This window comes from Nitrobacter sp. CN101 (assembly GCF_055390255.1).
Genome location: NZ_AP038833.1, coordinates 940,129 through 954,148 on the forward strand (window position 1 = coordinate 940,129; position 14,020 = coordinate 954,148).

Below are 14,020 nucleotides of genomic sequence, written 5' to 3' on the forward strand. Positions count from 1 at the left end.
GCGCGCACTCCCCGGAGGTTAGCTCAAATACGGACAGAACCGTTTGACATAGGCAAGAAAGCGTTCCGCCATAGATGGTACGCGGTCATTGCCTGGAAGGTGTCCGTAATGATTGTCGTATGCGGAGTTCATTAAAACTCTCCGAATGATGTAGAGTTTTCAGTGGGCGCTTGTATCTCTCAGATGCCAGTAGAATGTCCAAGGCGTCACGGTGCGTTTGGCAAGTTTCTATTTTGGCTTCGATATCTCGCTACAGACGACCAGTGCTTCCATCCGAGCGGCCTTAACAGCGATGTCGGTCAGTTCCTTTCGGCAATAAACCCCATTTGCTGCTGGCCTGCCCCTATGAGGTGGTCCGGTTTCAGTCTTAATGCATAATCGGCTTTTCGGCCATTGCTTGCGCTGCTGGCGGAAGCGATCCGGCTGGCTTTGAAGGCCAGGCGATGGCCTCTGGCGCCGGCGGTTTATATCCGAGCGATGAGTGTGGTCGCTCGGTGTTGTAGTAGCGCCGCCATGCCTCGATGATGACCTTGGCCTCGGCGAGGCTGTAGAAGATCTCACTGTTGAGCAGTTCGTCGCGAAGCTTCGAGTTGAAGCTCTCGCAGTAGCCGTTCTCCCAAGGGCTTCCGGGCTCGATGAACGCGGTCTTGGCGCCGACAGCTGCAATCCACTCTCGCACTGCCTTGGCGATGAACTCCGGCCCGTTATCAGAACGAACGTGGCCGGGCACGCCGCGTAGGATGAACAGGTCCGACAAGACGTCGATGACGTCGGTCGAGTTGAGCTTGCGATCAATCCGGATCGCCAGACATTCTCTGGTGAACTCGTCGATGATGTTGAGCATGCGGAACTTCCTGCCATTGTGGGTCCGGCCCTCGACGAAGTCATAGGACCAAACATGGTTTGGATGCTCGGGCCGAAGCCGGACGCACGATCCGTCATTCAGCCAGAGTCTGCCTCTCTTCGGTTGTTTCTGAGGAACCTTCAGCCCCTCCCGCCGCCAGATACGCGCGACACGCTTGGCATTCACCGTCCAACCCTCGGACCGCAGCATCGCCGTGATCCTGCGATAGCCATAGCGGCCGTAGCGTGAGGCCAGACTGATGATGTCGGTCGTCAATGCCTCTTCATCCGGTCGGCTTTGCGGTTTCTTGCGCTGGGTCGAGCGATGCTGGCCCAGAACCTTGCAGGCAAAGCGCTCCGAGACGGAGAACTTCACCATGACATGGTCGACGCAGCGGCGACGGCGGGAAGGGCTCAGAAGTTTCCCGAGGCAGCCTCTTTCAGGATCAGCTTCTCGAGCGTCAGGTCCGACACTGCCTTGCGCAGCCGGTCGTTCTCTTTCTCAAGCTCTTTCAAGCGCTTTACCTGATCGCCCTTCAGGCCACCAAACTCCTTGCGCCACCGGTAATACGTGAACTGCGTCACGCCGATCGAACGAACCGCTTCGCCAACCGATCTGCCTTGTGAAAGCAAAACATCGACCTGGCGCAGCTTCGCGACGATCTCTTCCGCCTTGTGCTTCTTCTGGGGCATTCCAATGTCCTCTCTAACGGCTAATAGCCTAATTCAGGGAGGACCACTTTTCAGGGGGCAGACCAGTTTGGGCTGGGGCAGGAGGAAGATCCGCTGGATCAGCTTCCGGATCGATCAGTTCGCCCAAGAGCATGTCGATCTCGGGTGCGGAGAAACCCGTGATTTCGATGTCGAGATCGATTTCGGGGAGCAGAGTGGAAAGCTCACCAAGCTCTCGAGCCAGAATCTGTCGATCCCAACCTGCATTGGCAGCAATTTTGTTGTCAGCTAGGATTAAAGCACGTTTTTCGATATCGCTTAGATGGCTGAGCAGCATCACAGGGACTTTCGTCAGTCCCATTTTCTGCGCCGCGAGCCAGCGACCAACACCACAAAGGATGTTTCCGCACTCATCGATCAGGATGGGATAAGTCCATCCAAATCGCTTAACGCTCGTTATAATCTGCTCGATCTGCCTTTTTGAGTGAATGCGTATATTGTTTTTGCCAGCGCGCAATTTGCCAACCGGCATTTCGAAGATTTGATGCAAGTCCATGATAGCCCCATTCGCTTGGGAATGAAGCCAGCTACATCCAACATTTTCTCGTGCCTTGCACCAATCTCGATTTCACTGGAATCATGTCAGGAAAGTGTCCTCAATCTCGAGTCGACTGATTGGTTCGAATGCCTATCTTTCGCAGCGTATCCGATATTTTTGCCAGCGAAGGCGTCGCTCCAAAACGCTTCAAAATCTGGTATTCGATCGCTTTTAATAATGGAATTGTGATTTTCTGGTCAGTGGCTAAAGCCCTAAATGCGGAGAAATCAACGAACCTATGATCAGGCACCATCTCCTGATACTCAAGGGGTATTCCTTGACGTAAAGATCGGTATATCCGGTCCTTTCCGCCAACCATTTTGATAAACGTATCAATGATACGACAGTCTTGCTCGCTCAAATTCGAAGGTAAGTTTACGGGTTGAGTTTCAACTGCGCGGAGGAAGGAACCATCAGCCAGTTGCACTTCGCCATCCGCGTTCACGGCAGCAGCGTGTAGATCGCAGACATTGATCATTCTCCGGTCTAATTCACCGTCGCGTATAGCTTGTACGGTTGCGCAGCTGGGCAACATGACCGCGAAATGCTTGTCGTAAAAGTTGCTTTCATAGATTAAGGCAAACGACCAAGCCGGTTTCGATCTTGGAGAAATCCGGACAACCGAAATCCTGGCCGTGTCAAGCTCCGAAAACCCAACTTCGACGCGAAGTAGCTCTAGGGCGTGCGCAATCGTTCTCGGCCTTCCAGCAGCAGGTACAGGGATAAAGCGAAGTCCGATCGTCATCATTCCCTCCATGTATGGGTCGATGACTATACCCCGGATCTAGAATTGAAGATGGGGCGCGCAGATCTTTTTCGCGCAATAGTCGTTATGGAATGCGGCCGAGCAGCGACGTGGCGAAGAGGCCGAGCGTATTGCGCGGTTCGACAAAATACTTGGCCGCTGCCAACGCCGTCGGGCGCCCGGTCGAGGTCCAGGCTTATGCCGACCGCATCGTGATCCGTCAGGATGGACGGATCGTCGCCGAACATCTGAGATCCTTCGGACGCGGCGTGATCCAGCGCTTCATTTGAAATCGACGCGCGTCAGGACGCCGTCCGAAGCTCGCGCTGGTCGTCCTTCGTGGCCGCGAGAGTGGCGTGTAGCGCTGCGACGACCTGTGCGCCTTCGCCAACGGCAGCGGCGACTCGTTTTACCGAGCCCGATCGAACATCACCGATCGCATAGACGCCGCGGCGATTGGTTTCGAGGGCGTGTCGGTTGGTACCATCCGCTGCGCCAGTCAGCACGAAGCCCTTTGCATCCAGCGCAATTCCGGTGCCGGCGAGCCAACCCGTATTCGGATCGGCGCCGATGAACAGGAATATGTGCTGGAGCGGCTGCCGCGTTTCGTTCTCCGTTCCCCGTCGACGCCAGCGGACCGCTTCCAAAACGCCGTCGTGTCCTTCGAGACCTGTTACATTGGTGTGCGCAAGCACTTCGATATTCGGCAGACCGGTGATCCGATCTACGAGGTAGCGTGACATGCTGTCGGCGAGATTCGCGCCGCGCACGAGCATCCAGACCTTTCTGACGCTGCTTGCCAGATAGACTGCGGCTTGGCCCGCAGAATTGCCCGCACCGACCAGCGCGACTTCCTCGCCCGTGCACAGCTTAGCCTCAAGCGGCGAGGCCCAATAGTGTACGCTTGTACCTTCGAAGGACTCGAGGTCTTCCACCGCGAGCCGCCGATAGCGGGCGCCGGTCGCCAGCATGATCGACCGGGTCCTGGCGTATTCGTTGTTGGCCAGTTTGAGCGTCAGCGGCCCGTGGCCGGAATCGCATCCGTCCAAGCGGACGGCCTCGTCCGGAATCGCCATCTCGACGCCGAACTTCTGCGCCTGGTTGTAGGCCCGGGCCATCAGCGCCATGCCGCTGATGCCGGTCGGAAAGCCGAGATAATTTTCGATCCGGGCCGAAGCGCCGGCTTGTCCACCAAAGGCCCGGCAGTCGATCACCAGCGTCGAAAGACCTTCCGAGCCGGCATAGACCGCCGCCGCGAGACCGGCCGGTCCGGCGCCTACGATGACGACATCGTAGAGCCGGTCGGGGTCGATCGGGTTCAGCAGGCCGATGCAGCGGGCAAGCTCCGCCTCGGTCGGATTATGCAGCATCTGTCCGCCCGGACACAGCACAATCGGCAGTTGGCTGGCGTCCACCTGAAAGCGATCGATCAGCGCCTTGGCGCACGGATCGCTCTCGGGATCGAGCTGCTGTTGCGGATGGCCGTTGCGCCGGAGAAACCCCTGAAGCCGGAGTACGTCGCCATTCCCGGCGCGCCCGATGATGATCGGTCCACCGGCCCCCGTTTCCAGCAGGCCGACACGACGCAGGATGAGCGCGCGCATGATACGCTCGCCCAGCTCCGCCTCGGCGATCAGCAAGGCGCGAAGCTGGTCGGACGGGATGATCAGCGCCTCGACTGCGTCCTCCGCGCGAGCATCGACGAGAGACGGGCGGCCGGTAAGCTGCGCTAGTTCGCCCATGAACGAGCCGGGCTCGTGGGTCACAATCGGTCGGCCATGCTCCGATTGGTCGTGCTGGGTGACATTCACCTGGCCGGTCAGGATGATGGTGAAGCCCGGAGCGACCTTGCCGACGTCCAGCAGGGCTTCGCCCGCCCGATAATGGCGTATTTTGCCAAAGCGGCGCATCCGCTCGATCTCTGCCGGCTCCAAAACCGGAAACATCTGGTGTCGGCGCGTTTCGATGACTGATTGCGGTGCTGGGGGCATGGCAAACAATCATAGCACATTCGGCCAGACCCTGCATGCGGCAACCGGGCTGCGCTTTCACGACAGGCGCGGGTTGAATGGGCTTCATTCTTTACTAAACTTTACTTTTCGTGCTCCGGTCGCGTAATGCGTTGGCAGGTAGCAGCACACTAATGCGGAAGCCGCGACTACTGCATTCGTCATCGAGATTCAGGAACATGCGTGGCTGCGACATCGCCTGCTCAGAACAGGGTGCTCGTGCTGCAACTTTCGATGCGGACGAGATGTTCGGCGACAATTACTACCTCGTGCAGGGTTGCAATCCAGCCGGCGAATGGACGATTGCAGGCGGGATCGGTGAGGTCGGTTTCGCATCCTGTTCGACGTGGTGACGGAGCTCCAGACTAACGAGCTGCTAATCGCCGACTTCGGGCAGCTCTACAACCAGGCGCGAACAAAGGACGAGGCCACGCTCAAGCGGGTGTCGAACTTCGTAACGAACAACCGCATCCGCGTTGAGGCCCATACGGCCATGACGCCGATGCGCGGGCGCCTCTACCAGCAGCATCGCCCTGACTTTATCCTGAGGGACGACCTTGAAAACGCCGTCACGGCGGACAGTCCAGCTATTACCGAGAAGATCATCAGGCTTCTCGACGAAGCAAAAGGCGGCATGGCCGGGCACGGCGTGTCGCTTACTCTCGGAAATTTCATACTCGAAGCGGGAGTCATGGGCTACGTGCGCAAAGCCGTGGACGGATCGGGAGGACGGGCGCGCTTCATCCCCGTCGTGAACCGGCAGGGAGAGCCGGCCTGGCCCGACAAATACGTCAAAACCGACGCTGACGCTGCAGTTTTCAATAACGATATCGCGGACCCGGGCAAACGCAAGATATCGCTTGAAAGCAAGCGGCGCGAGCTCAACGCCGGAGGCCGGCGCGTCTACGAGGTGGAGATGCTCCTCGATCCAGTCGCGGCCGGTTCCCCGTTCTTCGACCGCGCGGCGATTGAGCGCCTTATCGCGCAGTGCAAGGAGACGGCGGGCGAGAAAGCGGGCCTTCTCCTTTGGCAGGAACACAACCCCGCGCATCGCTACGCGATCGGGGCTGATACAGGCAAAGGCAACGGCAACGACCATAGCGCGTCGGTCCTCATAGACTTCTCGACGCTGCCCGCGCGGCAGGCCGCCTCCTACGCGAACAACCGCATCCTCGCGGACCAGTTCGCCTACGAGCTCAAACGGCAGGCCGACTTGTTCGGTTCCTGCCTCATCGCTCCCGAGAAGAACAGCGGGAGCGGCGGCTCGTGCCTCACGACGCTGAAGATGATATATGACGCGAACCTCATATACCGCCAGGTGCCGCTCGACCGGCTCAGCGACCAGCCTTTGGGAAGCGGCGAACTCGGCTGGGAGACAAACGGCGCGACGAAATACTCCATCCTCAACGACCTGCGCACGGCGGTGGAAGACGGTCACCTGCTCATCCAGGACGAGCGCATCCTGCTTGAGATGAAGAGCTTCACCTTCACGGACGCCACTCGCGCGTCGGCCACTTCACCAACCATTTCGATCTGCTCATGGCGACGGCTAGGGTCGGACCCATAAAATGATTTCGGCGCTGAGTCGCGATTGCTTTTGGCTAACGAAGGATCAGTTCGCCTTGCTCAAGCCGCTTCTGCCCAACGGTACGCGCGGCAAGCCACGGGTCGATGATCGGCGGGTCATCAGCGGCATCATCCAGGTGCTGAAGCTGGAAGAATTGTTTCTTGCCCGTCCTCTATCAAAGCCGTAACGCCATCGAGCGCATGTTCTGTCGTCTGAAGGACTTCCGTCGCATCACCACGATATGATCGCAACCAATTTTCCTGCAGCCGTCGTCTGCATCGCCGCGTAAACGAACTGTGACGAAGGAACCACTGTTCCGTCGGAACGTGCTCCAAGCGCGCTGGTTGTCCTAACCCCTCCCAGCGAAATGGAGATGAACATGAGTGATAGCCCCAACATGAGTGGGAGCCACACCGAGTTCCCCCCTGCGGGAGAACCGAAGGACGACCCAATGAAGACGCTCGGCAAGACTATGCAAGAGCTGACCGACGAGGCGGAAAGAGAGCTTGAGGAGAAGAAAAGGAAGGGTGGTGGATCCATCAGGTATGCCTAGACTGGAGCGAATGACATTAGTTGGTGACGTGTGAGATTGCGCTGTTTTGTCCCAGATCAAGACCATAAAAGCGTTGGCGTGATCGGTGTGTTGTGATTCACGTCCTCCGAAGGGATCGGGATAAATCGCGGTCAGTTCTTGGGGGGCTGAAGGACATGCAGTTTGAACTCCACCTGCCGACCACCATCAAGCAAGTGCTGAAGTCGCGGCCGCTGGGTCGATGCATCCGTCCAACCACGGGTCGAGGAATACACTCTGCAATCAATCAAAGGGTGTATGGACCAACGTTTTCCACGCGCTGACGCTCATGTCGCCCGCTCGCCTTTATGCTCACTGGCGGAAAGGCGCAGATTGCTCCACGGGCGCAGTACTGCTCGAAAGTCTTCTGATTCTGCTGGATTGCAACCCGATCCACCACACCGACTGCGACCGCTGGCGTCGTTCGCAGTGCTTGGTGAACGCGGCACCAAAAGCGGCACGATAACGGCTCCGACGATTTTTCGGAGATTTCCGACCGCCGTTGAGTAATACCCGGCACACGAGGTGTCCGGGTGAACTGCTATTTTGTCCGAATTATTGGCAGCCGAGACCTCGTCGGCATTTTCTTTGCCTGGGATATTGTCGAACTTGTCATGCTGATCGACGAATGTCTGGACCCTTCGATCTGTGAGTTCACGGAATAGCCACCGGGTTCGCTCTATTGGTCCGAACCCTCAACGCCGTCGGCGCGATCGACACCGAAACCTGTCTCAGGCTCAGCGCTATGTTCGCGTCAACGGCACAGGCAACGCTGCGAGTGCGTCGGGCCAAAATGCCATAGCCATCGGAGCCAATACCACTTCTTCCGGAATTGACGCGATTGCCATGGGCACCAATTCGACTGCCAGTCAGGACGGTGCCATTGCGATCGGAGCGACGTCACAGGCCACGGGCCGAAATGCCATCGCAATTGGTTCGAATGCCGTTGCCACCGGCTCGGTGGCGGTGGGCGTCAATGCGAGAGCGTCGAACGGCGGGGCGGCATTCGGTGGCAACGCAGTCGCGACCGGCGAAAACAGTTCGGCGCTTGGTCCCGGGGCAACTGCGACGGCGCCAAATTCCGTCGCAATCGGATCAGGTTCTGTGAACACAGCGGCCAACACAGTGACAGGCGTAAAGTTCGACAATCCGTCGAAGGTTGACATGAGTGAGTATTCGCGCTCGTGCGCGGGAAATCGCAACATCGCCGCGGCGCTTGTCGTCGCCCAGGCAAGCTTTAGCGATCCGGCAATCACGGTGATGCTGCTTGTGGCATCGGTGGTTGGACTAATCATACTGATCGGGCTTGCTAGATTGGCGCGGCAAATGGCGGCCAAGAGTCCGACGGTAGGCGACCAAAGCCAATAAAAAGAAGGGCGCGATCGGCAATACCACGATCTTGAGTCCGTTGTGCAGCACCAGCGGACTCTTCCGACTACTAAGCTTGCTATCTCAGTCGCTCGACAACCCTCGTTGTTCAGCCTCCAAATCGCGCATGTAAGGCCTATGACACGGAGGACTTCGTCAACGAGTTGCGCGCGATGAAGGTGACGCCGCACGTGGCGCAGAACACAAGCGGCCGAAGCTCGGCGATCGACGGGCGCACGACGCGGCACCGCGGCTATGCCATCAGCCAGCGTCTCCGCAAGCGCATTGAGGAAGCGTTCGGCTGGATCAAGATGGTTGCCCGCCAGGACAAGACCCGCTTCCGTGGCCGCGACCGCGTCGGATGGGCCTTCACCTTCGCAGCCGCCGCTTACAATCTGGTGCGATTGCCGAAGCTCATGGCGGTGCCAGCATGACCGCGCCGTCTCACGGCCACGCCAAACTGCTCAACGGCTCAATCCAGATCGCATTCGCCTATCACAACGGCGATCAAGCCATCCTCAAAGCCAGACAGAACACTTCTTCAACAGCCTGCTAGGACAGCGCCACCAACCCGCAATGGCCGGTCGCGGTCCTACTAATGCTCTAAATTCCCTTCCGCTTCCGGCGGCATAGCGGACATCGCCGGACTTGCTGCTGGCCCGGCCCCGTCGCGAATGACCCAAAGGTGACATTCGGTTGGGCCACTTGTCCAAATCGAGGCGGGAAATCCGCACGTTGTCGCGGGCTCCTGGCAGGAGTATCCTTAAGTCGAACCGCAATCGCCCTGCATCGTGAGCGATGGCGCGAGCTCCTCCCGATGTACGGATTGCTCATTGCAATGGAGGAACCGCCATGACCGTCGCCCCGACCTTGCAGAAATACCTGGATCAGACCGTCACATACGAAATGATCTCACACGACCCCACCATGTCGTCGACGCGCACGGCCGAAGCCTGCCATGTGCCGGGCGACTGTCTCGCAAAAGGCGTCGTGCTACGCCACGACGACGGCTACCTGTTGGCGATCCTTCCCGCCTCCCACCACATAGACATGTCAGACTTGAAAATGCAGCTCGGCCACCAGGTCTGCCTGGCGAGTGAACACGAGATAGCGCAATTGTTCTGCGACTGCGCTCGTGGGGCCGTTCCGCCGGTTGGCGAGTGCTACGGGCTCGACGTCATCGTCGACGATAGTATCGAGGCACAACGCGAGATCTACATCGAGGGTGGCGATCACACCACACTCCTCCATCTGGGCCGCGAGCAGTTCGCGCGGTTGACCGCGGAGGCTTGGCACGGCCGCTTCACCACACACGATTGAGGCAGCTTGATCCAGGACTGGATCGATCACGGTGTATGCCGCCTTTGAAAAAGTCTGGTTGCTGGCGACAGTAAGTTTCACATCTTAATGAAAGGTCGCCTTTCGTTCACGACTGGCGCGACTTGACCAGAGCGCAAGCGAGTTGCGCAACAAGCGCAGGTTCGCCGCCCTGCGATGCATGAGTCGCGCCTGATGGGTCACACAGTTGAGAAATATTTCCGGCGCGAGCGGGAGAAGGCAGTCCAGTCCTGGCGTCCCGAGCGGCCCAACGCGATCGAGCGCGACATCGGCCTCGAGGTCCATGTACAGCGAGAGATGCCGTTTTTCCTCACGCTCCGCGACAGGGAGGGCAATGCACTGACTACAGCGATGCTGCCACCCAGTGGCAAGGATCGCGGCGGGTTCCGGATCATCATCGTAGCCGCATCCAATGCCGATCCGTATCCTCAGCAGGACGCGGCCATCGCTGCACTGGGAGCGCATTTCGGTCTCACACTCGATCGCAACCGCTGTTTCCCCTACGGCCGCTAAGGAGCCTGACAAGTATCGCCGCTTGATTGGGAGCGATGTCGGCTTATGACCTTTTAGCGGCCGCTTATGATGGCACTGCGGCTCACATGGAGCAAGAATACGATAAAAGAGGTCGCCTTAGTAGGCGACCTCTTTCAGTACCAAATTGCTAAGTGCCGACTAGTTCGCTTTTTGCACTGCGGGCGGTTTCCACGATCCGTTGAGGATCGAAGGCGAACTCTCCTTGGGCCAATACATTCTCAGCATCGGCAGGAAAGCACCCTTCGGGGCCGGCAGCCAGTTGGCTTCCTTATCCGCTCCCGGCGAGTTGCTCTGAAAGTAGAGCGTCAGAGAGCCATCGGGGTTGAATTTCGGATTGTTGCGCATGCTGACAGTGAACTTGTTCAGCGGATTGGGCACGAACCACCAGCCGCCGTCGATCATGTACATGGTGATCGACCAGAAGCCATCGGCTGGAGGTGTTTCGCCTTTGGGGAAGGTCACGGTGTATTTGTTGGCTCCCGTCAACTTCTGGCCGGCCGAGTCGACCTCGGCATAAGGATAGACCGCGTCCTTCTCCTGGTTTGCCGGCCAACCGAAGGCCGCCACAGTGGCGCGTTTGAGGTAATCCGAAGGGCCATAGGTGCCAAGACCCTTTGACACTATCCAACCATTGACGACCTCGCCCATTCTATCCTTGTTGGCCTCGATCTTCTTCAGAGCGGTTTGTGGAATATCCTTCAGCGCCGCCTGCACGGACGGATCTAGCTTGCTCATTTCAAAGGGCTTGCCGGGTACAATACCGATCTTCGCCATGCTTGCGAGCATCGGCGCATCACCGGCCGCGGGCGGTGCGTCGCCGCCCAACAGCTTTGCCATGAGATTGAAGTATCCTTCGGTGCCCATGTCGAGAATGACCTTCTGCGGCTTGTCGGTCATGCTGAAGCCCGGGTTTGGATTCACCGGCGGCGCCACGGGCGTGTACGACTTGCCCCAGCTTGAAAGAGGCGTAATCCTGTACTGCGCCTGCAGCGCATTGACGGCCTTGTAATCCTCCTCAGTGCCATCGGCGTAGGTACGGCCCAGAATGACCATGTAGCGCGTCGCCATCGGGAAATGCTTCATTCCGGCAGGAACATCGCCTTTCCAGCCGGGACCGGTGAACAGGTAATGCGCAGCCTTTCCGTCAGCGGTGCGTTTACCGGGGGAGGATTGGGAATCCGACATCCAGAGATCGACGACCTCGAATAGATAGAACCGGTCGCCCATGTCGGAATGGCTAAATACCTGCGGTTCCGAGAGATCGAGCCAAGTCACCGAATAGAGTGTGTCGGCATTAGGCGCGGAGACGCCGCGATAGTCGGCGGGCGGATAGCGCGGAACGTTGACGAATTGACCCAGCGGACTGTTGAATCCCTCAACCTTCGGCACGTTGCTCATCTGAACGCGAGTCACATGGGTAGTGATCAGCGAATAGCCGTAAACATAGGCGTCGGTAGCGATCTGTTGAGCTTCGGCGGGCGCTATCGACTGAGCGTTTGTAGGCTGGCTCGTCCCGAAGCTTGCAATGAGACTTGCGGCAAGCGTCGCACCAACAAGCGATCTTCGAGTCCATTTCATGAGCGGCTTCCCTTTTGGGCTGGTTATCGAGGATTTGCTTTGTTGCGCCGAGAAATCCGTGTTGCGCCGAGAAATCCGTTAGTCGCTGCTCTCAATAAAAGGTTCAACACGATCAGGCGGATGTCACTATTGGCCCAAATCGGCGGTGGGCAGAGCACGTCCGCTCTGCCCTGGTGTTTCAGACATCAACTTGTTCCGCTATTGCCAATGCGTCATCGACCTCGATGCCGAGGTACCGGACTGTACTTTCTATCTTGGTATGTCCGAGCAGGAGTTGGACAGCCCTCAGATTGCCGGTCCGCCGATAGATCAAGGTCGCTTTTGTTCGTCGCAGTGAGTGCGTCCCAAAAAGCCTCGGGTCTAGCCCCACGCTTCCGATCCACTCAGACACGAGCCTGGCATATTGGCGCGTTGTCATACTGCGATCGTGACCGCGACGACCGGTGAACAAGAACTCGCCTGGCCGTTTTCTGGTGACCCTCAGATAGTCATCGACCGCCTGGCGGGTCTATTCGCTCAATTCAAATCTGACAGGCCGCCCGGTTTTCTTTTGCCGGACTGTTGCGCGATCCGCTGTGTATCCGCCGGCAGCGACATCCTCGACTCGTATGGCTACGACGTCACAGCCGCGAAGCTTGCTGTCGATCGCCAAATTGAACATCGCAAGATCGCGTGCGCGACCTTCGATCTGGAGTTTCGTCCGGATCGACCAGACGTGCTTGGGTTGCAGCGGTGGCTTTGCTCCCGTCAGCTTTCCCTTATTCCAGGGCACTCGCTGGGCTGCATTTACTTGATCGTGCATGGGGCCATCTCCTCGGCTCGGTTACAGAGCCGACAAACATGAGCCACAAATCTTCGCTTCGAAATCAGGTCGGTTCTCGGACGAAGGCGGACTTCGTCGCTGGCCCGGCGAAAAACGACCTGCAGCGATTGACCCGAAGCGGGCATCGTTGAATGGGTGTTGATATAGATCAAACCGCCCTCCGTATCGTGCGGCAAAACCATAGCGGTGAACTAGGGAGCGTTTTCACCGTAAGGGAACGTCGAAATGATTGCAGGAGCAACCTTTCGTCGCCCGACTATCGTGGCTGCGTCTTTTCTCACGATTGCCGCGATACCATCGGTGGTGCTCGCGCAAAAAAGTGCTGACGTCCTTGCAGCCTGGGTTCGCGACCTAAAGTCTCAGTGCGGAGCCGATCGCGATGCGCGTCAGGCGTGCATCAAGGTTCGCTTCAAGGAGTTTTCTTTGCGTTGCCAACTTGCGCTGGTGAAACTGTCTGCTGTCAAAAAGGCTTGTAACCCGGACGCAAAAAAGTATTGCGCGGATATTGTGCCGGGGAGTGGCCGTATAGAGACTTGCATGAAAGACCATTTTGCGGATTTGAGCGAAATCTGCAAAGGGACGATTTCGCAAGCGGGAGGCAAAAGCTAGTCCAGATATTTGTGGGCACGCAGATGTCGCGTTTGACCCCCGGTGCGGGCGGGATGTCGTCGTAATTTATTGGTCCAAGCGAGATACGGCACCGAAAAACCCTCGCCCGACACCGGCGACTTCTTCTAGCAGGCCGACCAAACACGAGCTGGGTGAGGCTAACCCGCCAGATAAACTGGTCACAACAATAATGATAGGAAATAATGATAGGAGATGACTGCAATGGGCTGGGTTCTGGTCTTTCTCATCGGTAGCACAACAGTGGCGAGTCCGATTGTTATCCCGATGGCGACGGAGCAACTATGCGTTGCGGCAAAAACCAAGCTATTGGAAGCCAACAAACAACACGGAACTATCAATTTTGCCGCCTACAGCGAGTGCCTGAGGGTTAAGTGAGGCGCACAGCGCCGACCAACACAAATCGCTTTGCGGTACTTCGAGCTTCGCCCTACGCAATGGCTTTGTTCATTTCGGATTTATTTTCAAAACGGACGATAAGCCGACCGATCTTCCGATCCAACAAGCAACAAAGGGCGAACCGATCGTCAACCTCAAGGCGTCAATCGGTCGCGCCGAATCATCGAATAAACGGCGGCGCATGTCGCTTATTGGCCCATCGCGTCATTTAGCTGCACTACAAGCTTTGGTCGCTATCGGCGCAGAGCGGACTCTGGCAAGTCGTCCGCCCGACTGATTTATGGGGTTACGGCCTAGCACTACTTTGGCAGATTTATTAGATGGATCGTCTCAACAGGATTCTCGAAT

15 protein-coding genes and 5 pseudogenes are annotated in these 14,020 nt (G+C 57.8%); 14 read left to right on the plus strand and 6 right to left on the minus strand.

The annotated features are described in order from the left end of the window. Positions 1 to 367 precede the first annotated feature (367 nt). The 3 genes from ACZ5IL_RS04460 to ACZ5IL_RS04470 all read right to left on the minus strand — a co-directional run bounded on the left by ACZ5IL_RS04460 (position 368) and on the right by ACZ5IL_RS04470 (position 2,858). A protein-coding gene (locus tag ACZ5IL_RS04460) for an IS3 family transposase (protein WP_464593342.1) occupies positions 368 to 1,536 on the minus strand; the annotation gives its coding sequence in 2 pieces (ribosomal slippage) (positions 368 to 1,272 and positions 1,272 to 1,536; 1,170 coding nt in all). A gap of 28 nt (positions 1,537 to 1,564) precedes the next feature. Continuing rightward, complete coding sequence (locus tag ACZ5IL_RS04465) at positions 1,565 to 2,071, minus strand: ParB/Srx family N-terminal domain-containing protein (protein WP_464595404.1); 507 nt, start codon at positions 2,069 to 2,071, stop codon at positions 1,565 to 1,567. Between the two features lie 100 nt (positions 2,072 to 2,171). Then, a complete protein-coding gene (locus ACZ5IL_RS04470; RefSeq protein WP_464595405.1) occupies positions 2,172 to 2,858 on the minus strand; it encodes a hypothetical protein in 687 nt (228 codons plus the stop codon). A gap of 140 nt (positions 2,859 to 2,998) precedes the next feature. Here ACZ5IL_RS04470 and ACZ5IL_RS04475 point away from each other — a divergent pair. Beyond that, positions 2,999 to 3,127 (plus strand): annotated as a pseudogene (locus tag ACZ5IL_RS04475) (Mu transposase domain-containing protein); the annotation flags it as partial. A 33-nt stretch (positions 3,128 to 3,160) separates the two neighbouring features. On the opposite strand, the gene ACZ5IL_RS04480 reads toward ACZ5IL_RS04475, so the two are convergent. After that, complete coding sequence (locus ACZ5IL_RS04480) at positions 3,161 to 4,849, minus strand: FAD-dependent oxidoreductase (protein ID WP_464595407.1); 1,689 nt, start codon at positions 4,847 to 4,849, stop codon at positions 3,161 to 3,163. 197 nt (positions 4,850 to 5,046) lie between these two features. On the opposite strand from ACZ5IL_RS04480, the gene ACZ5IL_RS04485 reads away from it, so the two are divergent. The 11 genes and pseudogenes from ACZ5IL_RS04485 to ACZ5IL_RS04535 all read left to right on the plus strand — a co-directional run bounded on the left by ACZ5IL_RS04485 (position 5,047) and on the right by ACZ5IL_RS04535 (position 10,224). After that, the gene (locus ACZ5IL_RS04485; protein ID WP_464595409.1) at positions 5,047 to 5,220 is read left to right on the plus strand and encodes a hypothetical protein; all 174 of its coding nucleotides are present in this window, start codon (positions 5,047 to 5,049) and stop codon (positions 5,218 to 5,220) included. A gap of 140 nt (positions 5,221 to 5,360) precedes the next feature. Continuing rightward, a complete protein-coding gene (locus tag ACZ5IL_RS04490; RefSeq protein WP_464595411.1) occupies positions 5,361 to 6,434 on the plus strand; it encodes a hypothetical protein in 1,074 nt (357 codons plus the stop codon). A 1-nt stretch (position 6,435) separates the two neighbouring features. After that, positions 6,436 to 6,579, plus strand: a pseudogene (locus ACZ5IL_RS04495) (transposase); the annotation flags it as partial. A 1-nt stretch (position 6,580) separates the two neighbouring features. Next, positions 6,581 to 6,673, plus strand: a pseudogene (locus ACZ5IL_RS04500) (IS5/IS1182 family transposase); the annotation flags it as partial. 140 nt (positions 6,674 to 6,813) lie between these two features. Beyond that, entirely contained in the window at positions 6,814 to 6,987 is a 174-nt protein-coding gene (locus ACZ5IL_RS04505) for a hypothetical protein (protein WP_464595413.1), read from the plus strand. 551 nt (positions 6,988 to 7,538) lie between these two features. After that, positions 7,539 to 7,670 carry a hypothetical protein gene (locus ACZ5IL_RS04510; RefSeq protein WP_464595414.1) on the plus strand — a complete coding sequence of 44 codons (132 nt, stop codon included), beginning with the start codon at positions 7,539 to 7,541 and terminating at the stop codon, positions 7,668 to 7,670. Between the two features lie 181 nt (positions 7,671 to 7,851). Further along, the gene (locus tag ACZ5IL_RS04515) at positions 7,852 to 8,373 is read left to right on the plus strand and encodes a hypothetical protein (RefSeq protein WP_464595416.1); all 522 of its coding nucleotides are present in this window, start codon (positions 7,852 to 7,854) and stop codon (positions 8,371 to 8,373) included. Between the two features lie 125 nt (positions 8,374 to 8,498). Continuing rightward, a pseudogene (locus tag ACZ5IL_RS04520) lies at positions 8,499 to 8,807 on the plus strand (transposase); the annotation flags it as partial. Further along, complete coding sequence (locus ACZ5IL_RS04525; protein WP_464594369.1) at positions 8,804 to 8,929, plus strand: hypothetical protein; 126 nt, start codon at positions 8,804 to 8,806, stop codon at positions 8,927 to 8,929. The pseudogene ACZ5IL_RS04520 and the gene ACZ5IL_RS04525, both read left to right, overlap by 4 nt. A gap of 296 nt (positions 8,930 to 9,225) precedes the next feature. After that, positions 9,226 to 9,693, plus strand: coding sequence for an aminoacyl-tRNA deacylase (locus ACZ5IL_RS04530; RefSeq protein ID WP_464595418.1), 468 nt, complete (start codon positions 9,226 to 9,228; stop codon positions 9,691 to 9,693). Positions 9,694 to 9,885: 192 nt separating this feature from the next. After that, entirely contained in the window at positions 9,886 to 10,224 is a 339-nt protein-coding gene (locus tag ACZ5IL_RS04535) for a hypothetical protein (protein WP_464595420.1), read from the plus strand. Positions 10,225 to 10,383: 159 nt separating this feature from the next. On the opposite strand, the gene ACZ5IL_RS04540 is transcribed toward ACZ5IL_RS04535, so the two are convergent. Together ACZ5IL_RS04540 and ACZ5IL_RS04545 are read right to left on the minus strand one after the other, a co-directional pair. Continuing rightward, the gene (locus ACZ5IL_RS04540) at positions 10,384 to 11,823 is read right to left on the minus strand and encodes a DUF1254 domain-containing protein (protein WP_464595421.1); all 1,440 of its coding nucleotides are present in this window, start codon (positions 11,821 to 11,823) and stop codon (positions 10,384 to 10,386) included. Positions 11,824 to 12,001: 178 nt separating this feature from the next. Beyond that, positions 12,002 to 12,625, minus strand: a pseudogene (locus ACZ5IL_RS04545) (tyrosine-type recombinase/integrase). A gap of 246 nt (positions 12,626 to 12,871) precedes the next feature. On the opposite strand from ACZ5IL_RS04545, the gene ACZ5IL_RS04550 reads away from it, so the two are divergent. Together ACZ5IL_RS04550 and ACZ5IL_RS04555 are read left to right on the plus strand one after the other, a co-directional pair. Continuing rightward, the gene (locus ACZ5IL_RS04550; protein ID WP_464595423.1) at positions 12,872 to 13,255 is read left to right on the plus strand and encodes a cysteine rich repeat-containing protein; all 384 of its coding nucleotides are present in this window, start codon (positions 12,872 to 12,874) and stop codon (positions 13,253 to 13,255) included. Positions 13,256 to 13,477: 222 nt separating this feature from the next. After that, a complete protein-coding gene (locus tag ACZ5IL_RS04555; RefSeq protein WP_464595425.1) occupies positions 13,478 to 13,651 on the plus strand; it encodes a hypothetical protein in 174 nt (57 codons plus the stop codon). Positions 13,652 to 14,020 lie beyond the last annotated feature (369 nt).